This is a genomic window from Luteimonas wenzhouensis (assembly GCF_007859305.1).
Classification (GTDB): domain Bacteria; phylum Pseudomonadota; class Gammaproteobacteria; order Xanthomonadales; family Xanthomonadaceae; genus Luteimonas; species Luteimonas wenzhouensis.
Window position 1 is genome coordinate 298078 of sequence record NZ_VOHE01000004.1, and the last position, 22434, is coordinate 320511.

Annotated in this window: 17 protein-coding genes; 7 read left to right on the forward strand and 10 right to left on the reverse strand. The window is 73.1% G+C overall.

The genetic code is table 11. The features are described 5' to 3' along the window. Positions 1-88 precede the first annotated feature (88 nt). Complete coding sequence (locus FQY79_RS10035; protein WP_146312777.1) at positions 89-1138, forward strand: LacI family DNA-binding transcriptional regulator; 1050 nt, start codon at positions 89-91, stop codon at positions 1136-1138. A gap of 62 nt (positions 1139-1200) precedes the next feature. Continuing rightward, entirely contained in the window at positions 1201-1977 is a 777-nt protein-coding gene (locus FQY79_RS10040) for an SDR family oxidoreductase (RefSeq protein ID WP_146312778.1), read from the forward strand. Positions 1978-2074: 97 nt separating this feature from the next. Here the strand turns inward: FQY79_RS10040 and FQY79_RS10045 are convergent, their stop codons facing one another. From FQY79_RS10045 to FQY79_RS10085, 9 genes are all read right to left on the reverse strand, one after another. After that, the gene (locus FQY79_RS10045; RefSeq protein WP_146312779.1) at positions 2075-2731 is read right to left on the reverse strand and encodes a DUF4124 domain-containing protein; all 657 of its coding nucleotides are present in this window, start codon (positions 2729-2731) and stop codon (positions 2075-2077) included. After that, positions 2731-3474 carry a DUF4124 domain-containing protein gene (locus FQY79_RS10050; protein WP_146312780.1) on the reverse strand — a complete coding sequence of 248 codons (744 nt, stop codon included), beginning with the start codon at positions 3472-3474 and terminating at the stop codon, positions 2731-2733. Before FQY79_RS10050 ends, FQY79_RS10045 begins: the two co-directional genes overlap by 1 nt. Before the next feature lie 71 nt (positions 3475-3545). Continuing rightward, positions 3546-5030: an FAD-dependent oxidoreductase gene (locus tag FQY79_RS10055; protein ID WP_146312781.1), complete on the reverse strand. Its 1485-nt coding sequence runs from the start codon at positions 5028-5030 to the stop codon at positions 3546-3548. A 141-nt stretch (positions 5031-5171) separates the two neighbouring features. Further along, positions 5172-9629, reverse strand: a complete 4458-nt coding sequence (gene gltB / locus FQY79_RS10060; RefSeq protein ID WP_146312782.1) for a glutamate synthase large subunit — start codon at positions 9627-9629, stop codon at positions 5172-5174. Positions 9630-9808: 179 nt separating this feature from the next. Then, positions 9809-10369, reverse strand: coding sequence for an L-threonylcarbamoyladenylate synthase type 1 TsaC (gene tsaC, locus FQY79_RS10065; RefSeq protein WP_146312783.1), 561 nt, complete (start codon positions 10367-10369; stop codon positions 9809-9811). Between the two features lie 50 nt (positions 10370-10419). Further along, positions 10420-12948 carry a DNA topoisomerase I gene (locus tag FQY79_RS10070; RefSeq protein WP_146312784.1) on the reverse strand — a complete coding sequence of 843 codons (2529 nt, stop codon included), beginning with the start codon at positions 12946-12948 and terminating at the stop codon, positions 10420-10422. 408 nt (positions 12949-13356) lie between these two features. Further along, positions 13357-13830 carry a DUF494 family protein gene (locus FQY79_RS10075; protein ID WP_146312785.1) on the reverse strand — a complete coding sequence of 158 codons (474 nt, stop codon included), beginning with the start codon at positions 13828-13830 and terminating at the stop codon, positions 13357-13359. A gap of 35 nt (positions 13831-13865) precedes the next feature. Then, entirely contained in the window at positions 13866-14993 is a 1128-nt protein-coding gene (dprA, locus tag FQY79_RS10080) for a DNA-processing protein DprA (protein WP_146312786.1), read from the reverse strand. Between the two features lie 93 nt (positions 14994-15086). Further along, entirely contained in the window at positions 15087-16247 is a 1161-nt protein-coding gene (locus FQY79_RS10085; RefSeq protein ID WP_146312823.1) for a LysM peptidoglycan-binding domain-containing protein, read from the reverse strand. A 144-nt stretch (positions 16248-16391) separates the two neighbouring features. On the opposite strand from FQY79_RS10085, the gene def reads away from it, so the two are divergent. The 4 genes from def to FQY79_RS10105 all read left to right on the forward strand — a co-directional run bounded on the left by def (position 16392) and on the right by FQY79_RS10105 (position 20297). Then, positions 16392-16907, forward strand: a complete 516-nt coding sequence (gene def / locus FQY79_RS10090; RefSeq protein WP_146312787.1) for a peptide deformylase — start codon at positions 16392-16394, stop codon at positions 16905-16907. Positions 16908-16984: 77 nt separating this feature from the next. Continuing rightward, positions 16985-17914, forward strand: coding sequence for a methionyl-tRNA formyltransferase (gene fmt, locus FQY79_RS10095; RefSeq protein WP_146312788.1), 930 nt, complete (start codon positions 16985-16987; stop codon positions 17912-17914). Next, positions 17911-19221 carry a 16S rRNA (cytosine(967)-C(5))-methyltransferase RsmB gene (rsmB, locus tag FQY79_RS10100; RefSeq protein WP_027071526.1) on the forward strand — a complete coding sequence of 437 codons (1311 nt, stop codon included), beginning with the start codon at positions 17911-17913 and terminating at the stop codon, positions 19219-19221. Before fmt ends, rsmB begins: the two co-directional genes overlap by 4 nt. Before the next feature lie 71 nt (positions 19222-19292). Continuing rightward, a complete protein-coding gene (locus tag FQY79_RS10105) occupies positions 19293-20297 on the forward strand; it encodes a glycosyltransferase family 2 protein (RefSeq protein ID WP_146312789.1) in 1005 nt (334 codons plus the stop codon). A 10-nt stretch (positions 20298-20307) separates the two neighbouring features. Here the strand turns inward: FQY79_RS10105 and FQY79_RS10110 are convergent, their stop codons facing one another. Next, positions 20308-21243 carry a glycosyltransferase family 32 protein gene (locus FQY79_RS10110; protein WP_146312790.1) on the reverse strand — a complete coding sequence of 312 codons (936 nt, stop codon included), beginning with the start codon at positions 21241-21243 and terminating at the stop codon, positions 20308-20310. 64 nt (positions 21244-21307) lie between these two features. Between FQY79_RS10110 and FQY79_RS10115 the strand changes: the two genes are divergently transcribed. After that, the gene (locus FQY79_RS10115) at positions 21308-22429 is read left to right on the forward strand and encodes a glycosyltransferase (protein WP_043740375.1); all 1122 of its coding nucleotides are present in this window, start codon (positions 21308-21310) and stop codon (positions 22427-22429) included. Positions 22430-22434: the final 5 nt, after the last annotated feature.

A 22434-nucleotide genomic window follows, 5' to 3' on the forward strand; every position in this document is an offset into this window, starting at 1 on the left:
GCATCGTGCCGGCGCGTCGGCGCGGCCGCCCCGTTCGCCGCCGCGATAGACTGTCCGCGCCGGTATCTCGAGGGGATCGGGGCAGGTCATGCCACGCAACCGCAGGGAAGAGGCGGCCCGGCACGGGATCACGGGCCGGGCTGCCACGATCAACGACATCGCGCGCCTGGCGGGGGTGTCCAAGAAGACCGTGTCGCGGGTCATCAACCGCTCGCCGCTGGTGCGTGCGGACACGCGCGAGAAGGTCGAGGCGCTGATGCGCGAGGTGGGCTACGTGCCCGACCCGCTGGCGCGCGGGCTGGCGTTCCGGCGTTCGTTCCTGATCGGCATGATCTACGACAACCCGACCGCCCAGTACATCGTCGACTTCCAGTACGGCGCGCTCGACGCGCTGCGCAACTCCGGCTTCGAGCTGGTGGTGCATCCCTGTGACAGCCGCAGCCCGGACTACGTGTCGGGCGTGCGCAGCTTCGTCCTGCAGCAGAAGCTGCACGGAGTGATGCTGGTGCCGCGGGTCTCGGAGGACCAGGCGCTGGCCGACATGCTGCAGGAAGTGGGCTGCCGCTACGCGCGCGTGGCCGCGGTGTGCCTGGACGCGCCCGAGCGTTCGGTGATCACCCACGACCGCGACGGCGCGGCCGAGGTGGCCGACTACCTGCAGACCCTGGGCCACCGCGACATCGCGATGATCACCGGCCCGGCGGCCTACCGCTCGGCGATGGAGCGGACCGAGGGCTTCGTCGGGGCGCTGCAGCGGCGCGGGATCGAGGTGCCGAAGTCGCGGGTGGTGGAGGCGGGCTACACCTTCGAGTCGGGCGTGGCCGCGGCCGAGAAGCTGCTCGGAGCCAGGCAGCGCCCGACCGCCATCTTCTGTTTCAACGACGAGATGGCTGCGGGGGTGTACCGGGTGGCGATGCGGGCAGGGATCCAGATCCCGCAGCAGCTGTCGGTGGTCGGCTACGACGACAGCCCGCTCGCGTCGCGGCTGTGGCCGCCGCTGACTTCCGTGCGCCGCGACACGCGCGACACCGGCCGCATCGCCGCCGCGATGCTGCTGCAGGGCGAGGGCGAGGCGCGCGCGGTGGCCAGCGTGCGCCCGCACCTGATCATCCGCGACTCGTGCCAGCCGCCGCAGTAGCGGCGCGGCCCGGCGCGTGCCGCGCGGCGGTATCCTACGCCCCACACGCAACGGAGGCAGGCATGGACCCCCATCGGTGGCGGCTGGACGGGCAGCTCGCCCTGGTCACCGGCGGCAGCGCCGGCATCGGCCGCGCGATCGCGCGCGAACTGCTGGGCTTCGGCGCCACGGTGCTGATCGTGGCCCGCAGCGGCGACGCGCTCGAGGCCGCGCGCGACGAACTGGCCGAGGAGTTCCCCGACGGCGACGTGCGCGCCTTCATCGGCGACGTGGCCGACGAGGAGCAGCGGCGCGAGGTGCTCGACTGGGTCGAGGACCAGGGCGGAGGCCTGCACATCCTGGTCAACAACGCCGGCGGCAACCTCAGCCGCGCGGCCAACGACTACACCGAGGACGAGTGGCGCGAGATCTTCGAGGTCAACCTGTTCAGCGCCTTCGAGCTGTGCCGCTACGCGCATCCGCTGCTCACCCGCCACGCGAGTTCCTGCATCGTCAACGTCGGCAGCGTCTCGGGCCTCACCCACGTGCGCACCGGCGCGCCCTACGGGATGAGCAAGGCCGCGCTGCACCAGATGACGCGCAACCTCGCGGCGGAGTGGGCCGAGGACGGGGTGCGGGTCAACTCGGTCGCGCCCTGGTACATCCGCACCCGCCGGACCTCCGGCAAGCTGGCCGATCCCGACTACCTGGACGAGGTGCTGCTGCGCACGCCGATGGGCCGGATCGGCGAGCCGGAGGAGGTGGCGGCGGCGGTCGCGTTCCTGTGCCTGCCGGCGGCCGGCTACATCACCGGCGAGTGCATCGCCGTGGACGGCGGCTTCCTGCGCTACGGGTTCTGATCGCGGTCGTCGCGTCCGCCGCGGTACCGGGCGGCCGGACGCGGTGCGGATCACGTTCGACGCGCCGGGCTGAGCGGCTGCGGCGCCAGCGCGGTGCTCACGGCTGCATGGCGCAGGTGGAGTCCACCAGGATCGCGGTCACCCGCGCGAACTCCTCCTGCAGCGCCGGCTTGTCCGGCCCGCGCGCGTGCCGCCAGGCGGACTCGATCTCGCGCTGGCGCCGCTTCCAGCCATCGCACGCGGCCCGGTCGCCGATGCGCGCGCACAGGTCGTACTTCATCTCGCAGGCCTGGCCGACGCCGCCGGTGTCCAGCCGCACGCAGCGCGGCTTGGGCGCGGGATCCTCGCTGACGTAGCTGTCGTTGTCCCAGGTCTCACACTGGTAGATCGGAGGTGGCGGCAGCCGGTCGGTATTGGCGATCTTGGCCGCGCGCGGCAGCTCCGGGCGCAGCGGTCCGTCGTCGTCGCGCGGCCCGGCCACCAGCACGAAGTCGGACAGCGGCGGTGGCTGGTAGGCCGGCTCCCCGGTCACGACCCGCCCACCGCCGGATGGCGGTGGGCGGGTCGGCAGCGCCTCCACCCGGCGGATCTCCTGGCGGGTGCCGGCGGGGCAGGGCGTGCCGTTCTGGATCGTGACCTGGCCGTTGGCGGCGGTGCAGCGGTAGATCGTGTCCGCGTCGCCGGCCACCGCCGGCGCCGCCCAGGCCGGCAGCAGGCACGCCAGGAGCCACCCGCGCAGGACCGGCCGGCGCATCAGCGCTGCCCGCAGTCCGCCGCCAGGCGGTGGTTGATGCCGCGCTCCTCCTTCCGCAGCGCGTCGCGCTCGCGCTCCTGGGCGTTGAAGAAGCGGCGCCGGATCTCCTCGCGCCGGTCCACCAGGCGTGCGCAGACCTCGGCCTGCGGCAGCGCGTGGCAGGTGTCGCGGATCCAGGTGCCGGGGCCGCCCAGGTCCGCGTGGCCGGGCCGGTGCGGCCGGCCCCGGTCGGGCCGGGTGCCGGCGCCGGCCGGGGGCGACGGGCGCGGCGTGGGCGCGCCGACCCGGCCCCAGGCCGGGCGCTGGGCGTAGAACTCGCCCAGCGCGCCGCCACGATCGGCGGACGGCGGCGTGCCGCGGGCGCCGCTCCGATAACCCAGGGTCCACAGCGGCACCCAGCGCGGATTGCCGTCGCCGGTGTCGCTGGTGTAGCGCTCGCCGTCCGGCGTCACGCATTCGTACATCGGCTGTGGCGCATGCACCACCACCACCTGCGGCTCCGGGGGCGTGGCCGGCTCCTCGGCGGGGGCCGGCGCCGCGGGCGCGGGCGGCGGCAGCGGGCGGTCGACCGGCCGCTGCAGGGTGCGCACCTCCTGGCGGGCGCCGTTGGCGCAGGGCCGGTCGCCCAGGGTCACGTGGCCGTCGGCACCGGTGCAGCGGTACACCGTGACCGGATCGGTCGCACGCGCCGGGAGGGCGAGCAGCGCGGCCACCAGCAGGCAGGCGGTCGGAAGCGGGCGCATGGCGCCATCTTGGAAGCATCCGCCGCGCCTGGCAAACCGCGCGCAGCCGCGCCCCCGGCGCGGCCGAGGGCTCAGGCCGCGTCCAGTGCCGAGTGCGGGTGGTCGGCCTCGCTGCGCAGCAGGTGGGCGATCGAGCGCGCCGCGTCGCGCCCTTCCTGGACCGCGGTCACCACCAGGTCGGCGCCGCGCACGCAGTCGCCGCCGGCGAACAGGCGCGGATGCGTGGTCTGGTAGGGCAGGCGCTCGCCGCCGCCGACGATGATGCGGCCGTTCTCGCGCGCCTGGACGCCCGCGCTCGCCAGCCACTCGGGTACGCGCGGCGAGAAGCCGAACGCGATGATCACCACGTCGGCCTCGATCACCGATTCGCTGCCGGGGATCGGCACCGGCGAGCGGCGACCCTTGTCGTCCGGCTCGCCGAGCCGGGTCTCGACCACGCGCACGCCGCTGGCATGGCTGCCGTCCTGCGACTGGATCGCCAGCGGCTGGCGGTTGAACAGGAAGCGCACGCCTTCCTCGCGAGCGTTGGCCACCTCGCGCGCCGAGCCGGGCATGTTGGCCTCGTCGCGGCGGTAGGCGCAGGTGACGCTGGCCGCGCCCAGGCGCACGGCCGAGCGCACGCAGTCCATGCCGGTGTCGCCACCGCCGAGCACCACCACGCGCTTGCCGGCCAGGTCCGGAAGCTCGATGTGGGACTCCCAGCCCGCGATCGGGCGGCCGTGCGGTTCGCGGCCGGTGACGATGCGGCCGTTCTGGACCAGGAACGGCAGCGCCGGCAGCACCCCGCGCAGGTCCTGGCCAGGCAGGCCGCCGTCGGTGTAGCGGTAGGCGCCCAGGCCAAGGAACACCGCGTCGTAGTCCTTGAGCAGCGTGCCGAGCGCCACGTCGCGGCCGACCTCCACGCCGAGGCGGAAGCGCACGCCCATCTCCTCGAGCACCTCGCGGCGGGTGTCGATCACCGCCTTGTCGAGCTTGAAGCTGGGGATGCCGAACTGGAGCAGGCCACCGATCTGCTCGTAGCGGTCGAACACGGTCGCGCCGATGCCGGCGCGCGCCAGGCGGTCGGCGCACGCCAGGCCCGCCGGGCCGGCGCCGACGATCGCCACCTGGCGGCCGGTGGGCACCACCTTGGACAGGTCCGGGCGCCAGCCCTGCTCGAACGCGGTATCGACGATGTACTTCTCCACCGCGCCGATGGTCACCGCGCCGAAGCCGGCGTTGAGCGTGCAGGCGCCTTCGCACAGGCGGTCCTGCGGGCACACGCGGCCGCACATCTCGGGCAGCGGGTTGGTCTCGTGGCACAGCGCCGCGGCCTCGAGGATGCGGCCTTCCTCCACCAGCTGCAGCCAGTTGGGGATGTAGTTGTGGACCGGGCACCTGGCCTCGCAGTACGGGTTGCCGCAGTCGAGGCAGCGTCCGGCCTGGTGCGCCGCCTCGGCCTGGCCGAAGCGGCCGTAGAGTTCGTTCCAGTCGCCTTCGGTGCGCAGCTCCAGCGGCACCTTGCGCGGCATGTCACGCGGGACGTCGAGGAACTGGAAGACCTGCTTCTTGCTCATGGGAAAACCGTGGTCGGTGGTGTCGCGGTGGCGGGAAGTCGGGAACGGCGATGCCGCCGCGCGCGGGCGGGGTGCCGGCGACGTGCCGGTCCGCCACGCGCATGCCCACTTCCTTCACCAGCGAAGCACCACCGGCCGCCATCACGCGGCCCTCCGCAGTTCGTGTGCCAGCGCCTCGAGGCTGGCCGCCTTCGGCTTGACCAGCCAGAACTTGCCGACGAAGTCGCGGAACTCGTCGAGGATCCGCGCGCTCCACGCGCTGCCGGTCAGGCGCGCGTGGCTCTCCAGCAGGTCGGTCAGGTGCTGGCGGTAGTTGTCGAAGCCCTCGGCCGAGATCCGGACGATGTCGATCAGCTCGTGGTTGTAGCGGTCGACGAAGTCGCGGTCGAGGTCGAGCACGTAGGCCAGGCCGCCGGTGAAGCCGGCGCCGAAGTTCAGCCCGGTGCGGCCGAGTACCACCACGGTGCCGCCGGTCATGTACTCGCAGCAGTGGTCGCCGGCGCCCTCGACCACGGCGACCGCGCCCGAGTTGCGCACCGCGAAGCGCTCGCCGGCGCGCCCGGCCGCGTAGAGCTCGCCGCCGGTGGCGCCGTACAGGCAGGTGTTGCCGAGGATCGGCGCGAGCCGCGACTCGAACGCGCTGCCGCGCGGCGGGCGGATCACGATGCTGCCGCCGGCCATGCCCTTGCCGACGTAGTCGTTGGCGTCGCCTTCCAGGTGCAGGTGCAGGCCGCCGGCGTTGAACGCGCCGAAGCTCTGGCCCGCGGTGCCGGTCAGGCGCAGGGTCAGCGGCCGCGCCGCCATCCCGGTGTTGCCGTGGTGGCGGGCGATCAGGCCCGACAGGCGGGTGCCGATGCTGCGGTCGGTGTTGGCGATCGGATAGCTGTACTCGCCGCCGGCCGCGCGCGCGACCACGTCGGACAGGTCGGCCTCCAGGCGTGCGGCCAGGCCGTCGGGCGGCGCCTGCAGCGCCGGCGCGCCGCACCACGACGCGGGCTGGTGCGGATCGCGCGCCAGCAGCCGCGACAGGTCGATGTCGACGCCGTCGCGGGTGTGGTGCAGGTGCTGCTCGAGCAGGTCGGTGCGGCCGATGATCTCGTCGAGGCGGCGGGCCCCGAGCGAGGCCAGCAGCTCGCGCACGTCCTCGGCCAGGTTGCGGAAGAAGTTCTCCACCCGCTCCGGCAGGCCGGTGAAGTGCTGCGACCGCAGGCGCGCGTCCTGGGTGGCGACGCCGGTGGCGCAGTTGTTGAGGTGGCAGATGCGCAGGTACTTGCAGCCGAGCGCGATCATCGGCGCGGTGCCGAAGCCGAAACTGTCGGCGCCGAGCATCGCCGCCTTGACCACGTCCAGGCCGGACTTGAGGCCGCCATCGGTCTGCAGCAGCACGCGCTCGCGCAGCGCGTTGGCCTGCAGCGCCTGGCGCGCCTCCGACAGGCCCAGCTCCCAGGGCACGCCGGCGTAGCGGATCGAACCCAGCGGGCTGGCGCCGGTGCCGCCGTCGTGGCCGGAGATGGTGATCAGGTCGGCGCCGGCCTTGACCACGCCGGCGGCGATCGTGCCCACGCCCGCGTGCGAAACCAGCTTGACCGAGATCAGCGCCTCCGGATTGACCTGGCGCAGGTCGAAGATCAGCTGCGCGAGGTCCTCGATCGAATAGATGTCGTGGTGCGGCGGCGGCGAGATCAGGCCGATGCCCGGGCGCGCGTAGCGCAGCCGCGCGATCAGCGCATCGACCTTGCTGCCGGGCAGCTGGCCGCCCTCGCCGGGCTTGGCGCCCTGCGCGATCTTGATCTGCAGCACCTCGGCGTTGATCAGGTACTCGGGCGTGACGCCGAAGCGGCCCGACGCGATCTGCTTGATCTTGCTGCGCTTCTCGGTGCCGTAGCGGGCCGGGTCCTCGCCGCCCTCGCCGGAGTTGCTGCGGCCGCCGAGCCGGTTCATCGCGATCGCCAGCGCCTCGTGCGCCTCGGGCGAGAGCGCGCCCAGGCTCATCGCCGCGCTGTCGAAGCGCCTGACGATCGACGACACCGGTTCGACCTCGTCCAGCGGCACCGGCGGGCCGAGCGGCTTGATCCGCAGCAGGTCGCGCAACGCCGCCGGCGGGCGCTGGTTGACGTGGTCGGTGTAGGCCTTCCAGTCCTCGCGGGTGCCGGTGAGGACCGCGCGCTGCAGGCTCTGGACCACGTCCGGGTTGTACTGGTGGTACTCGCCGCCGTGGACGTAGCGCAGCAGGCCGCCGGGCTCGGGCAGGGCGGTGTCGTCCCAGCCGTGCTCGGCCAGGGTCCAGGCGTCGCGCTCCAGGCGCTCGAAGCCGGCGCCGCCGATGCGCGAGGGTGTGCCCTCGAAGCACAGCGACACCACCTCGTCGGCCAGGCCCACGATCTCGAACAGCTGCGCGCCGCGGTAGCTGGCGATGCTGCCGATGCCCATCTTCGACAGGATCTTGAGCAGGCCCTTCTTGACCCCGCGCCGGTAGCTGCGGCCGAACTGGGTCGGTTCGTTGCCGGTCTTGCCGCCGAGCAGGCCGCGGCGCGCGAGCGCGGCCAGCGTCTGGTAGGCCAGGTATGGATAGACAGCGGTGGCGCCGAAGCCGATCAGGCAGGCGAAGTGGTGCGGGTCGCGGGCGGTGCCGGTCTCGATGATCAGGTTGCAGTCGCAGCGCAGGCCCTTGCGCACCAGGTGCAGGTGGACCGCGCCGGTGGCCAGCAGGGCGTGCACCGCGGCGTGGCCCTGGCGCGGGCGCCGGTCGCTGAGGATCAGCAGCTCGGTGCCTTCGCGCACGGCCGCCTCGGCCTCGGCGCAGATCCGCTCGAGCGCGCCGCGCAGTCCGGTGCGGCGGTCGAAGTACAGATCGATGTAGCGGTGCGAGGAGGCGAACCGCGGCAGCGCCAGCAGCTGGTACAGCTTGCGCTGCGACAGCACCGGCGAGTTGAGCATCACGTGGTGGACGTTCTCGGCCTGGTCCAGGAACAGGTTGCCCTCGCGCCCGATCTGGGTGGAGAGCGACATCACGCACTCCTCGCGCAGCGGGTCGATCGGCGGGTTGGTCACCTGGGCGAAGGCCTCGCGGAAGCAGTCGTAAAGTGCACGTACGCGCTGGCTGATCGCGGCCATCGGCACGTCGTCGCCCATCGAGCCGATGCCTTCCTGCTCGGTCTCGGCGAGCGGACGCAGCACCGACTCCTGCTCCTCGCGCGAGAGCTGGAACAGCTTCTGGAACGCGAGTAGGGTCTCGGAGGTGAACGGCGCGTCGGTCAGCGCCGGATCGATCAGCTCGGTGTGCAGCCAGCTCATGCCGCGCTTGAGCCACTGCTTGTAGGGTGCGCGGGTGCGGTTGACGTCGTCGATCGCGTCGTTGTCCAGCAGGCGTGCGCCTTCCAGGTCGACCGCGATCATCTCGCCCGGACCGAGCTTGCCCTTGGCCTGGACCTGTTCCGGCGGCAGGTCCCACACGCCGGCTTCGGAGGCGATCACGAACACGCCGTCCTTCGACAGGGTCCAGCGCGCCGGGCGCAGGCCGTTGCGATCGAGCGTGCAGGCGGCGAAGCGGCCGTCGCACATCACCACGCCGGCCGGGCCGTCCCAGGGTTCGGAATTGATCGAGTAGTACTCGTAGAACGCGGCGAGGTCGGTGTCCTTGTACTCCAGCGACTGGGTCGCCGGCGGGATCAGGATCCGCATCGCCTGCAGCATGTCCATGCCGCCCAGCAGCAGCCACTCGAGCATGTTGTCGAGCGACTGCGAGTCCGAGCCGTGCATGGCCACGGTGGACGAGAACTCGGACACGTCCAGCAGCGGCGACTTCCACACCGCCTTGCGCGCCTGCGCCCAGCGGCGGTTGCCCTCGATGCTGTTGATCTCGCCGTTGTGGGCCAGGCGCCGGAACGGATGCGCCAGCGGCCAGCGCGGCAGGGTGTTGGTGGAGAAGCGCTGGTGGAAGACCACCGCGCGCGCGGCCAGCGCCGGGTGGGAGAGGTCGGGGAACAGCTGGCGCAGGTGGCTGGGCAGGACCATGCCCTTGTAGCCGAGCAGTCGTGGCGAGAGGCTCACCACGTAGAAGTCCGCGATCGCCGCCAGCGCTTCCTCGGCGCGCCGGCGGGCGAGGAACAGGGCGCGTTCGAGTGCGTCGACGTCGGCCTCGTCGCTTTCGACGAAGACCTGCTCGACGCGCGGCGCGGACGCGCGGGCCAGCGTGCCGCAGGCGTCCAGGTCCAGCGTCACCACGCGCCAACCCGCCACCCGCGCGTCCACCCTGGCCAGCTGCCGTTCGAGCTCGCGGCGGCAGCGCGCCGCGTCGGCCTCGGCGTGCGGCAGGAACACCAGGCCGGCGGCCACCGGCCCGGCGTGGAGCGCGATCCGCGACTCGGCCGCGATCGTGCGCACGAAGCGGTCGGCGCCATGGATCAGCACGCCGCAGCCGTCGCCGGTCAGCCCGTCGGCATTGACGCCACCGCGGTGCGCCATGCGCGACAGGGCTTCCAGGGCGATGTCCACGATCCTGCGCTCGGCATCGCCCTCGATCCTGGCGATCAGTCCGAAACCACAGCTGTCGTGCTCGCTTGCGGGGTCGTGGAGGCCCCGATCCGGGTGTGCCCGCATCGTCGTGCTCGTCGTTGGGTGGGAAGGGCGGCGGGGTGGGAAACAGTGCCGGTACGCAGGGAAAACATGCCCGGCCGAGCATCCACTCGGGTCGAATAAATCACAATTTGTGCGACGCGGCAATAATGGTTTCGGGTTGGTTTCCGATGCAATCGAACCACCACGAAATCATGCCGGTCTCAGCGCAGATGGACACCCGTGCGGGCATCGCGCAGGCTGCTCGGCTGGCCCAGTCCGGAAGTTTCTCCGGCAACCACCAGGTCGACGCCGGCGACGATGTCCGCCGCCAGCCCGTCGCGCGAGACCGGCGCGGGCTTGCCGCCGCGGTTGGCGCTGGTCGAGACCAGCGGACCGCCCCAGGCATCGCACAGCGCGGCCACCACCGGATGCGCGCTGACCCGCACCGCGACCGCCTCGTGCGCGCCGCGGATCCAGCCGGGCACGGCCGCGGTCGCCGGCACCACCCAGGTGTGCGGCCCGGGCCAGCTGGCCAGCACCGCGTCGCGCGAGGACGGGTCCAGCGTGTCCCAGTCGAGCAGACCGTCGAGCTGCGCGGCCGAGGCCGCGACCAGGATCAGTCCCTTGGCGACGTCGCGCTGCTTGAGCGCGAGCAGGCGCGTGACCGCGGGCCGCGAGAACGGATCGCAGCCCAGGCCCCAGACGCCTTCGGTGGGGTAGGCGAGCAGCCCGCCCGCGCGCAGCACGGCCACCGCCCGCTCGATATCGCCGCGTTCGAGCATCGCGGCAGCTTAGCCCAATCCATGCGCCGCGCGCCGGCGCCCGCCGCGGCTCAGAACGGCGCCGCGTCGGTCTTCTTCACCACCCGCTTCTTGCCCGGCTCGAAGCGCGCCGCGGTCACCAGCGGGCGCGCCGGCTCGACGTCGCCCGAGAGCGGGCGCGCGGCCTTCTTCGCCGTCGCCTTCTTCGCGGCCTTCTTCGCCGTGGACGCCTTCGCCGCCGCCTTCTTCGCAGGAGCCTTCCTGGTCGCCGCCTTCTTCGCCGCGGCCTTCTTCGCGCCGAAGCCGCGCCGCGCCGGCTTGCCGGTCTCCTCGAGCAGGCGGGTCGCCTCCTCCAGGGTCAGGCTGGCGGGGTCGCGGTCCTTGGGGATCTTGCCGTTGAGCCGGCCATCGCTCAGGTACGGGCCGAAGCGGCCGTTGAGCACCTGGATGTCGCTGCCGGGGAACTCCTTGATCACCCGGTTGCGCGCGATCTCCTCCTTCTCCTCGATCAGCGCCACCGCGCGCTCCAGGTCGATCTTGTACGGGTCGTCGCCGGCCTTGAGCGAGGCGTAGGTGTCGCCACGGCGGGCGAACGGGCCGAAGCGGCCGATGCCCACGCTCACCTCCATGCCGTTGCTCTCGCCCAGCACGCGCGGCAGGCGGAACAGCTCGAGCGCCTCCTCGAGCGTGATCGAGTAGATGCTCTGGCCGGGGCGCAGCGAGGCGAAGCGCGGCTTCTCCTCGTCCTCGACCGTGCCGATCTGCACCAGCGGGCCGAACCTGCCGATGCGCGCGCTCACCTGGCGTCCGCTCGCCGGATCCTCGCCGAGCACGCGCACGCTGCCGGCGTCGGTCTTGTCGAGCGTGGCCTTCTTCTCGTCCACCTGCTCCTTGAACGGGCCCCAGAACTTTTCCATCAGCGGCACCCACTCCTCCTCGCCGCGGCTGACCGCGTCGAGCTCGTCCTCGAGCCTGGCGGTGAAGTCGTAGTCGACGTAGCGGGTGAAGTGGTTGCTGAGGAACTTCGATACCGCGCGGCCCACGTCGGTGGGCTTGAACGCGCGGCCGTCGAGCACCGCGTACTGCTTGCCGAGCAGGGTCTGGATGATCGAGGCGTAGGTGGAGGGGCGGCCGATGCCGTATTCCTCCAGTGCCTTGACCAGCGAGGCCTCGGTGTAGCGCGGCGGCGGCTGGGTGAAGTGCTGGTCGGTCTGGACCTTCTCGAGCGCGATCCGGTCGCCGAGCTTCATCGCCGGCAGCTTGCGGCCCTCGTCCTCGTCCTCCTTGCCCTTGCTGTCCTTGCCTTCCTCGTACACGGCCAGGAAGCCGGGCACGACCACGGTGGTGCCCGAGGCGCGGAACGCGTGCTCGGCGCCGGCGGCCAGGTCGACGGTGACGGTGTTGAGCGTGGCCGGGATCATCTGCGAGGCGATCGTGCGCTTCCACACCAGTTCGTACAGACGGCGCTCGTCCTCGGACAGGAAGCGCGCGACCTGTGCCGGGGTGCGCAGCGCGGACGTCGGGCGCACCGCTTCGTGCGCCTCCTGCGCGTTCTTGCTCTTGGTCTGGTAGACGTTGGGCTTGTCGGGCACCGAGGCGGTGCCGTAGTCGCGCGCGATCACGTCACGGATCTCGCCCAGCGCGTCCTGCGACAGGTTCACCGAGTCGGTACGCATGTAGGTGATCAGGCCGACCGTGCCTTCCTCGCCGATCGCCACGCCCTCGTACAGCTTCTGCGCCACCTGCATGGTGCGGCGGGTGGTGAAGCCGAGCTTGCGCGCGGCTTCCTGCTGCAGGGTGGAGGTGGTGAACGGCGGTGACGGGCGGCGCTTGCGCTCCTTGCTGGCGACGTCGGTGACGTGCAGCGAGCCCTGGGCGGCGGCGGCGATGCGTTCGCGCGCGGCCTCGGCGGTGGCGGCGTCGGTGATCGTGAACTGCTCGACCTTCTGCCCGTCGAGCTTGACCAGCCGGGCGTTGAACGGCTGCGAGGGGTGCGCGCACGCGGCCTCGATGGTCCAGTACTCGCGCGGCTTGAAGGCTTCGATCTCCTCCTCGCGCTCGACGATCATGCGCAGCGCCGGCGACTGCACCCGACCGGCCGACAGCCCGGCCTTGATCTTGCGCCACAGGACCGGCGAGAGGTTGAACCCCACCAGGTAGTCGAGCGCGCGCCGCGCCTGCTGGGCATCGACCAGTTCGCCGGCGATGTCGCGCGGCTGGTCCATGGCCTCGCGGATCGCGCGCGGGGTGATCTCGGTGAACACCACCCGCCGCAGCTGCTTGCCGTCGAGCAGGCCGCGCTCGCGCAGGATCTCGGCGATGTGCCAGCTGATCGCCTCGCCTTCGCGGTCCGGGTCGGTGGCCAGCCAGATGCTGTCGGCCGCCTTCGCCGCCTTGGCGATCGCGTCGACGTGCTTCTCGTTCTTGTCGATCAGCTCGTAGCGCATCCGGAAGCCGTCGTCGGGGTCGACCGCGCCCTCCTTGGGCACCAGGTCGCGGACGTGGCCGTACGAGGCCAGGACCTGGAAGTCCTTGCCGAGGTACTTGTTGATCGTCCTGGCCTTGGCGGGCGACTCGACGATGAGGAGGTGCTTGGGCATCGGGGATGGCATCCGGGCGCGGCCTCCGGGCCGCGCCGCTCGGGACTTCGGAAGAACACGACGCCCGGGGCTTGCCCGGGCGTGCTCGACGGGGCCGGAAGGGGGCCGGCACTCCTTATATAGTGGAATCACGGCCCATGCGGGCCTGTCAAGCGCGGCGGCGCCCGCCGCGGCAGGGGGCGGCCCTCAGCGGGCCAGGACCGGGATCAGGGCCGCGGGCACCGCCGGGGCCAGCAGGCCCAGCGCGGGCACGATCGCGCCCGGGCGACCGTCCCGGTTCCCGCCGCTGCGGGTCGGGGCGGCCGGTGAAGGCCGATGAACGCCTCCAGGCGCGGCCGCGGCGCGGCGCCCCGGAACACCAGGCCCATGGACCGTTGGCGATGGCGCGGACGGAAACGTCGGCCCGGATCAGTGCACCGGCTCGGGCTCGTCCGCGAACATCTGCGTTTCCATCCACGCGTAGGCGGCCTCGCTGCCGGGCTGGTTGAACAGCACCATCAGCACCACCCACTTGAGGTCGTCCAGGTCCAGTTCGTCCTGGTCCAGGGCCATCGCCCGGTCCAGCACCAGTTCGCGCTGCTGGGCGTCGAGGATCCCGTGTTGCTCCAGGAACAGCAGGAAGCCGCGGCATTCGACGTCGAGCTTGTCCAGCTCCGGCCCGAAATAGACCCGGGTCGGGCCGTCGCTGCGGGCCGCTTCCGCCACCGGGCGCTGGTCGGCCAGGGCATCGAGCCAGTCGAACGCCTTGCTGATTTCCGCCGGGCTGAATCCGGCCTGGAGCAGGCCGGCCTGGAGGGAGTCGCGGTCGCGGACCAGGTCCGCGTCTTCACTGAAGTAGTGTTCGAACAGGTAGAGCAGGACGTCCAGGATGCTCTCTTTCATTTCCCCCCGGCCTGCGCCCCGTGTGGCGCGGTGTGTCAGGACTTTCGGGCATATCGGCCGTGCGCCTGCACGACCCGGCCATCCAGCTCCATGAGCAGCAGCATGGACGAGGCCTGCGCGGCCGTCAATCCGGTGCGTTCGAGCAGCTGATCCATAGGGCTTGGGTCGTGGCCGAGAGCCGACCACAAGCGCTGGTAGTCCGGATCGGGCCTCGGCGACGCGTTGGACACGGCCTCGCAAGCGTGTCCAGCCGCGTTGATGGGGGCCTGGAGCCGGGTTCGCAAGGCATCGGCCAAGGCCTGCGCCACCGGGCCCAGGGCCGCGACCACCTCGGCCGGCTCTTCGACCAGCACCGCGCCGTCGCGGAGCAGGCGGTGGCAGCCGCGCGCCATGGGGTTGCGGATCGAGCCGGGGATGGCGAACACCTCGCGTCCCGCGTCGGCCGCCAGGCGGGCCGTGATCAGGGCGCCGGAGCGGTGCGCCGCCTCGACCACCAGCGTCCCCAGCGACAGCCCGGCGATGATCCGGTTGCGGGCGGGGAAGTGCTCGCGGCGCGCGCCGGTGCCCGGCGGGTGCTCGCTCACCGCCACGCCGCGGGCGGCCACCTCGCGCAGCAGGCCGGCGTTGGCGCGCGGATAGGGGCGGTCCAGGCCGCTGCCGAGGACCGCGATGGTGGCGCCCCCGGCCTCCAGCGCGGCGCCGTGGGCCACGGTATCGATCCCGGCGGCCAGGCCGCTGCACACGCCCAGTCCCGCGCGTGCCAGCGCGGTGGCGAAACCCCGGGCGTGGTCGCGGCCGCCCGCGGTGGGCGCGCGGGTGCCGACCACGGCCACGCACGGGTGCCAGAGCAGGCCGGCGTCGCCGGCCACGAACAGGCCCAGCGGCGGCGCCGGCATCCGCCGCAACAGCGCCGGGTAGTCCGGGTCGTGCCAGCCGAGCAGGCGCTGGCCGGGCACGGCCAGCCAGTCCCGCGCGTGCGGCGACGGCCGGGCCGCCTCCAGCGCGCGGACCTGGGCGGCGTCCAGGCCTGCGTCGCGCCAGGCCGCGATCCCGGCCTCGATGGCGCGCGCGGGGCTGCCGTAGCGTTCGAGCAGCCGCCGGCGCGGCGCCGAGGCGCCACCGGCGGCGAGCAGCCGCAGCAGGGCGAGATCGTCCTGGGTCATGCCGGCAGCATGGCGCGCAAACGCCAGCGGCGCCCGAAGGCACCGCTGGCGGAAACCGTAGGAAAAGCCCGCGCCCGGCGCGGCGCCCCAGGATCAGTAGGGCGCGTCCGGATGCTTGAGGTGGTAGCCGACGCGGGTCGGCTTGATGCTGTCCATCACCAGCGCGTAGCTGACCTTGTCGTAGGTGCGGAACACCATGGCGTGGCCGGCGAACTCGTCGGGCAGGCGTACCTTGTTCTCGTGGAACACGGTATCGGGGTCGCGGTCGGCGCCCTTCTCGACGCGGTCGATGGTGTTGGTGCCCTCGCGCCAGAGCGAGAACACGGTGCCGTTGTCCACGCCCTCGCGCGCGCCGACCGACAGCACGATCACGTCGCGCGGGCCGCCGTGGGCAAGGGCGTCGGCCACCGCCAGCACGCGCGCGCGGCCGTAGTCGAGCTGGTGTGCCGGCGCGTGCGGGAAGAACTGCAGGTCGTAGGGCTGGGCGTCGACCGGGATCAGGCGGTCGCCCACGCGCACCTCGCGGCCGGTCTCGTCGAGCAGCAGGGTGCTGGCCTGGATGCCGCCGACCTCGCCGCGGGTGATGGTGCCCACGTTGACCCGCTGCAGTTCGTAGCCCAGCAGCTCCTGGCCCTTGTCGGGCGTGAGCACGTTGGTCCAGTACTGCTGGAAGTCGATGGTGCGGCGACCGCGGAAATCGAGGTCGTCGGTGTGGAACAGGTCACAGCACAAGCTGTCGCGCGAGACGTGCGTGTAGCGCACGGTCGGGCGCACCACGGCGTAGCGCTGGCCCGGCGCCGCCGAGGGGAGCCCGCGGATGTACGCGACCTGGCCCTGGGTGGCGCGCAGGCGGTCTTCCTCGAGGCCGACCACGTAGGGCAGGTGCTCGAACGCGTCGACCACGCGCAGGTCCTTGAGGAAGGGTTCGACCTCGGAGAGCGGGATGGCGTTGATCGGCGCCTCCTCGCGCGGACCGGGTTCGGCGGTCACGCGGTTGAGGTAGGCCAGGCTGATCACGTCGCCGGGGTAGATGAGGTGGGGATTGGCGATCTGCGGGTTGGCCTGCCAGATCTCGGGCCACAGCCAGGGGCGCTGCAGGAAGCGGCCGGCGATGTCCCACAGGGTGTCGCCGCGCTCGACCACGTAGGTGTCGGGATGGTCGCCGCGCATGGTTTGGGCAGCGGCATAGGTCGCCACGGTCATCAGGGCGACCACGCACGTGGTGCGGAGCCCCTGAGAAAGGCGCTGAAGCATGCGGGCCATCTATTTGCTCCCCTTGAAGATTTCCCCGTGCAGCGGGGGCACTATAACGTACAAACCGCAGGCGGTTGCAAGCCGATGGGGGGTACAATAAGCGGTCGTCCCGCGCGGTTGTGACCGCTGCCACCCTTTGCGCCCATGGCCCTGCTCCCCATCCTCGAATATCCCCATCCGCGGCTGCGCACGGTCGCTCGCCCGGTCGATCCGGGCCAGGTCCACGATCCGGCCTTCCAGCGGCTGCTCGACGACATGTTCCAGACCATGTACGAAGCGCCGGGGATCGGCCTGGCGGCGACCCAGGTCGACACCCATCAGCGCTTCATGGTGATCGACGTCACCGAAGGCCGCGACCAGCCGCTGGCGTTCATCAACCCGGTGATCCGCGAGCGCTCGGCCGAACTGCGCCTGCACCAGGAGGGCTGCCTGTCCATCCCCGGGGTGTACGCCGACGTCACCCGGCCCGACGGCATCGTGGTCGAGGCGCTCGACCGCCACGGCAAGCCGTTCGAGCTGCGGGTCGACGGCCTGCTGGCGACCTGCATCCAGCACGAGGTCGACCACCTCGACGGCAAGCTCTTCATCGACCACCTGTCCGCGCTCAAGCGCGACCGGGCGATCAAGCGCCTGGAGAAGCTGCGCAGGGAGGCGCGCTAGCGGTGGCCCGGGGCGGTCGGCCCGTGGCGCCGATCGCCCGGCCCTCCGCACCGCCCGATCCCCGCCGTCCGACCCCGATGCGCCTGGTCTTCGCCGGAACCCCCGAGTTCGCCGTCCCCAGCCTGCGCGTGGCCGCGGCCCGCGGCGAGGTGGTGGCGGTCTACACCCAGCCCGACCGTCCGGCCGGGCGCGGGCGCGGCATGGCCGCCCCGCCGGTCAAGCGCGAGGCGCAGCGGCTCGGCTTCGAGGTCCGCCAGCCGCAGACGCTGCGCACGGTGGAGGCGCGCCGGGCGCTGCGCGCGCTGCGCCCGGACCTGATGATCGTGGTCGCCTACGGGCTGCTGCTGCCGCCGCGGGTGCTGGAGATCCCGACCCACGGCTGCTGGAACGTGCATGCCTCGCTGCTGCCGCGCTGGCGCGGCGCGGCCCCGATCCAGCGCGCGATCGAAGCCGGCGACGCGGAAACCGGCGTGTGCCTGATGCAGATGGAGCAGGGCCTGGACACCGGCCCGGTGCTGCTGTCGCGCACGCTGCCGATCGGTCCAGACGAGACCGCCGGCCAGCTCCACGACCGCCTGGCCGCGCTCGGCGCGCAGGTGCTCGACGACGGCCTGGCCCTGCTGCAGAGCGGGATCCGCCCGGTGCCCACGCCGCAGCCCGAGGCCGGCGTGACCTACGCGCACAAGCTCGAAAAGGCAGAGGCGCGACTGGACTGGACGCAACCGGCCGAAGTGCTGGCGCGCAAGGTGCGGGCCTTCCATCCCTGGCCGGTGGCCGAGGCGGAGGTCGCGGGCGACCTGGTGCGCATCCATGCCGCGGTCGCTCTGCCGCTGGCCCACGACGCGGCGCCGGGCGCGCTCCTGCATGCCGGCCGCGACGGCATCGACATCGCCTGCGGCGAGGGCGCGCTGCGCATCCGCACGCTGCAGCGCGCCGGCGGCAGGGCCATCACCGCCGCCGACTACGTCAACGCGCGGCGCGAGCTGCGCCCCGGCCCGCAACAGTGAGCGGGCGTGCGCTTCCGCCGGGCGTCGCGGTGCGGGTGTGCGCGGCGCGTGTGCTCGACGCGGTGATGCACCGGGGGCGATCGCTCAAGACCGAACTCGCGCAGGCGCTGCCGGACTTGCCCGACCCGCGCGACCGCGCGCTGGTCGAAGCCATCTGCTTCGCCGCCCTGCGCCAGCGCGCGCGGGCCGACGCCGCGCTCGCGGCGTGGATGCCGCGTCCGCTGCCACGGCGCGACGCCCCGCTGCGCGCGCTGCTGCACGCGGGCCTGGCCCAGCTCGATCCGCTCGCGCTGCCGGCGCATGCGGCGCTCGCGGCCACCGTGGACGCGGCGCGCGCGCTGGATCGGCCGCACCAGGCCGGACTGGTGAACGCGCTGCTGCGCCGCGCCCAGCGCGAGGGCCTGCCGGCGGCCGCGCCCGGGGACGCCTGGCCGCAATGGCTCCGCGCGCGGGTCCGCGAGGACTGGCCCGGCCAGGCCGAAGCGATCTTCGCAGCAAGTACGCAGCAGGCGCCCACCTGGCTGCGGGTCAACCGCCGCCGCACCACGCGCGACGACTACGCCGCTCGCTTGCGCGAGGCGGGCATCGAGGCGCAGCGGGTGGAAGGTCTTCCGGATGCCTTGCGCGTCGATGCCCCCGTGGCGCCGACGACGCTGCCCGGATTCGCCGAAGGCGACGTCTCGGTGCAGGACGGAGCCGCGCAGTGCGTGGCCGACGCGCTCGCGCCGCCGCCCGGCGCGCGCGTGCTCGACGCCTGCGCCGCGCCCGGCGGCAAGTCGGCGCACCTGCTCGAGCGCGATCCCGCGCTGCGGCTGACCGCGATCGACGTCGATGCGCGTCGGCTGCGGCGCGTGGCCGAGACCCATGCCCGCCTCGGGGTCGGCGAGGGCGCGCGGCTGCTCGCGGCCGACGCCGCGGAGCCGAAGGCGTGGTGGGACGGCGAACCGTTCGACGCGGTCCTGGTCGATGCGCCCTGCTCGGCGACCGGCATCGTGCGCCGCCAGCCCGACGTGCTGCTGCACCGCCGCCCGTCCGACGTCGACGCGCTGGTCGCGCTGCAGTCGCGCCTGCTCGAGGCGTTGTGGCCGCTGCTCGCGCCGGGCGGGCGCCTGGTGTACGCCACCTGTTCGATCCTGCGCGTGGAGAACGAGGCCCAGGTCGCGGCGTTCCTCGCGCGCACCCCGGACGCGTCGGCGCAGGCGCTCGACACGACGTTCGGCCACGCCTCGGGCGCGGGCCGCCAGCGCCTGCCGGGCGAGGACGGCATGGACGGGTTCTTCTATGCCGCCCTGGTGAAGGCCGGCTGACCCCGCGCGGCGCGCGCGTCGGCGTGCAGGATAGACTCGCGCCCGTTCCCGTTCCCTGTCCCGGATTCCCGATGCCGCAGCCCGCCGACGCGCCCTGGTTGAGCGTCCTGGTGCCCGTCTACAACGTCGAGCGCTACGTCCGCGCCTGCCTGGACTCGGTGCTGGGGCAGGCCGACGCGGGCGTGGAACTGCTGGTCCTCGACGACGCCTCGCCCGATGCGGCGATGGCGGTGGTGGCGGACCTGCAGCGTGCGCATCCCGGCCGCATCCGCACCCTGGCGCATGCGCGCAACCGTGGCCTGTCCGCGGCCCGCAACAGCCTGGCGGAGGCCGCGCGCGGGCGCTACCTGTGGTTCCTCGATTCCGACGACGTGCTGCTGCCGGGCGCGATCGCGGGCCTGCGCGAGGTGGTCGAACGCGAGGCGCCCGACCTGGTGCTGTGCGACTTCCGCCTGCTGCGCGAGCACGGCACGCCCTACGGGCCGCTGCGCGGACGCGCGCGCCGGCCGGGCTTCGGCGGGCGCGCGGGCGACGGCGGCAGCGATCACGACGCGCTGCTCACCGGACTGCTGGAAGGCCGCCAGCTGCACGCCTGGTCGAAGATCGCCGTGCGCGAGGCCTGGCAGGCGGCAAGGTTTCCCGAAGGGCGCTATTTCGAGGACATGGCGGTGGTCGCGCCGCTGTGCGCGCGGGTCGCGCGCTGGCGGCACGTGCCGCGGCCGTGGGTGGGATACCGCCAGCGCGGCGACAGCATCATGGCGCGGATGACGCCGGACAAGTCGCGCGACCTGCTCGCATCGCTGCGCGAGCTGCATGCGGGGGTGCTGGCGAGCCCCGGCGGCGTGTCGGCGGACACGCGGCGCGCGCTGGAGTACTTCTGCATGCGGACCTTCGCCGCCCTGGCGCGCAAGGTGCCGCGCGACGACGACGCGCTGGCGCGCGAATGCGTGGCGGAGATCGCCCGGGTGTTCCCGGGCGGGCTGCGCGCGGTGCTGGCCGAATACCGCGCGCGCGGCTGGTGGCTGCGCGCCTGGCGCGCGGGCCGCACCCTCGGCCGGCGGGGCTGGCTGCGCTGAGCGGCGGCGGTCAGGCCAGGTAGCGCCCGGCGATGCTGTCGCGCCGCATCAGGCCGCGGGCGACGTAGGCTTCCAGCTTGTTGCGCTCGCCGCCACGCAGCTTGACCAGGCGCGGCGCGCGAAGCGGCGCCGGGCGCGCGAGCAGGCGGAGGAACAGGCCCGGGCGCCGCCAGTGCGAGGCATGGTGGAGGAAGTACGCGGAGTCTTCCGCGCGCCACAGCTGCAGGCGGTAGGGTCGCCCGGTGTCGAGCACGGCCTGGGCGCAGACGTGGATGATCAGGTAGGCCGGGCGCGAGATCTTCTGCAGCAGGCGTTCGTAGCGGCCCTCGCGGCGCAACGCCTCAAGGTAGGCGTCGTCGCCGGTGGCGAGCGCGCGATCGAGCTCCTCCGCCCAGGCGCGCACGAACGGCATCCCCGGCGGCGCGGCCATCGCCCAGCTGTCGATCACCGGCGTGCGTCCGGGCACGCAGAAGCCCTCGAGGTAGAAGCCCAGGTACTCGGCGCGGCTTTCGGCCTGCGCCTCGACGAGCCAGTCGAGCGATCCGGTCAGGATGGTGCTGGCGTCGAGCCACACGCCGCCGTGGCGGGCGATCAGGTGCAGCCGCAGCCAGTCCGAGCGCCGCGCCGGGGTCAGCTGGTCGAAGCCGGCCGGGAGCGATGCCGGGTCGACGTGGCGGGACAGCTCGCTGCCCAGGACCAGGTGGATCTCCCAGTCCGGGCACATCCGGCGCCAGTTGTCGAGGCACCGCCGGACCACCACCGGCACGTCGTCCGAGTGCCAGTACGACCAGAGCCGGCGCGGAATGCGCGCATCGTCGGCGACCGGCCCGCCCCCGGGGAGCAGGATCGTGCGCGGCGCCTCGGGCGCCGGCTCCACCGGCCGCGACAGCCAGGCCCACGGCACGACGATGGGCACGCACAGGGCAAGGACTGACAGGACCATCATCACGCGGCCGGCCGGGGGAGCAGGGAAACGATATTGTAGGCGGCCCCGTGTCACGGCCGTCTTGATGTCCCAGCCCCGCCCGCGCGTCCTCCATTTCGTCACCGGCGGCTTTTCCGGCGGCGCGACCCAGGTCGCGATCCAGCTGGTGAACGCCGGCGTGGCGGGCGGACGGGTCGAGCCGCTGCTGGTCCTGCGCCGCAAGCGTCGCGGGGATCCGGCGCGGATCGAGGAACTGCGCGCGGCCGGCACCCCGCTGGAGGTGGTGCCGGGCTGGTCGCACCCGGCCACGATCCACGCGCTGGCGCGGCTGTGCCGACAATTCCGGCCCGACGTGCTGGTCGCGCACGGGTTCAGCGAGCACCTGTGGGGCCGCTACGCCGGGCTGCTCGCCGGCGTCCCGCACCTGGTGCACGTGGAGCACAACACCCGCGAGCGCTACACGCGCTGGCGCCTGGCGCAGACGCGCTGGCTGGCGGCGCGCACCTCGCGCATCGTCGGCTGCTCGGAAGGCGTGCGCCAGGTGCTGCTCGGCATGGGGATGCCGCCCGACCGCACCATCGCCATCCCCAACGGAATCCGCCTCGATCCGTTCGCCGATGCCGATGCGCATCCGCTGCCCGGGCGCGTGCCCGGGATCGTCATGGTCGCGCGGTACTCGCGGCAGAAGGACCACGCCACCCTGCTCAAGGCGCTGGCCCTGCTCGGCGAACGCGGCTTGCGTCCGCCCTTGCTGCTGGCCGGCGGCGGCAAGGCGCTGCACCGGGCGCCGGTCGAGCGCCTGGCCGCCCGGCTCGGACTGGAGGGGCAGGTGCGGTTCCTCGGGGTGGCGCGCAACGTGCCCGAGCTGCTCAAGACCCATCGCATCGCGGTGCTCAGCACCCACTACGAAGGCATGCCGCTGGCCCTCATCGAAGGCATGGCCGCCGGCTGCGCGGTGGTCGGCAGCGCGGTGCCCGGCGTGCGCGAGGTGGTCCACGACGGCGAGGACGGCCTGCTGGTGCCGGAGGCCGATCCGGCCGCCTTGGCCGATGCGCTCGAGCGCCTGCTGCGCGACGACGCGCTCGCGTCGCGCCTCGGCCGGGCCGCGCGTGCGCTGGCGCTGCGCGAGTACGGCCGCGAACACATGAACGCGCGCTACGAGGCCTTGTTCCTCGAACTGGCCGCGCAGCCTTCGCCGCGCGGCTGAGGCCG

Excerpts from the sequence above, each read along its gene's own strand:
- FQY79_RS10035 (WP_146312777.1), top strand. The coding sequence starts at position 89 with ATGCCACGCAACCGCAGGGAAGAGGCGGCCCGGCACGGGATCACGGGC.
- FQY79_RS10040 (WP_146312778.1), top strand. The coding sequence starts at position 1,201 with ATGGACCCCCATCGGTGGCGGCTGGACGGGCAGCTCGCCCTGGTCACC.
- FQY79_RS10045 (WP_146312779.1), bottom strand. The coding sequence starts at position 2,731 with ATGCGCCGGCCGGTCCTGCGCGGGTGGCTCCTGGCGTGCCTGCTGCCG.
- FQY79_RS10050 (WP_146312780.1), bottom strand. The coding sequence starts at position 3,474 with ATGCGCCCGCTTCCGACCGCCTGCCTGCTGGTGGCCGCGCTGCTCGCC.
- FQY79_RS10055 (WP_146312781.1), bottom strand. The coding sequence starts at position 5,030 with ATGAGCAAGAAGCAGGTCTTCCAGTTCCTCGACGTCCCGCGTGACATG.
- gltB (WP_146312782.1), bottom strand. The coding sequence starts at position 9,629 with ATGCGGGCACACCCGGATCGGGGCCTCCACGACCCCGCAAGCGAGCAC.
- tsaC (WP_146312783.1), bottom strand. The coding sequence starts at position 10,369 with ATGCTCGAACGCGGCGATATCGAGCGGGCGGTGGCCGTGCTGCGCGCG.
- FQY79_RS10070 (WP_146312784.1), bottom strand. The coding sequence starts at position 12,948 with ATGCCCAAGCACCTCCTCATCGTCGAGTCGCCCGCCAAGGCCAGGACG.
- FQY79_RS10075 (WP_146312785.1), bottom strand. The coding sequence starts at position 13,830 with ATGAAAGAGAGCATCCTGGACGTCCTGCTCTACCTGTTCGAACACTAC.
- dprA (WP_146312786.1), bottom strand. The coding sequence starts at position 14,993 with ATGACCCAGGACGATCTCGCCCTGCTGCGGCTGCTCGCCGCCGGTGGC.
- FQY79_RS10085 (WP_146312823.1), bottom strand. The coding sequence starts at position 16,247 with ATGCTTCAGCGCCTTTCTCAGGGGCTCCGCACCACGTGCGTGGTCGCC.
- def (WP_146312787.1), top strand. The coding sequence starts at position 16,392 with ATGGCCCTGCTCCCCATCCTCGAATATCCCCATCCGCGGCTGCGCACG.
- fmt (WP_146312788.1), top strand. The coding sequence starts at position 16,985 with ATGCGCCTGGTCTTCGCCGGAACCCCCGAGTTCGCCGTCCCCAGCCTG.
- FQY79_RS10105 (WP_146312789.1), top strand. The coding sequence starts at position 19,293 with ATGCCGCAGCCCGCCGACGCGCCCTGGTTGAGCGTCCTGGTGCCCGTC.
- FQY79_RS10110 (WP_146312790.1), bottom strand. The coding sequence starts at position 21,243 with ATGATGGTCCTGTCAGTCCTTGCCCTGTGCGTGCCCATCGTCGTGCCG.
- FQY79_RS10115 (WP_043740375.1), top strand. The coding sequence starts at position 21,308 with ATGTCCCAGCCCCGCCCGCGCGTCCTCCATTTCGTCACCGGCGGCTTT.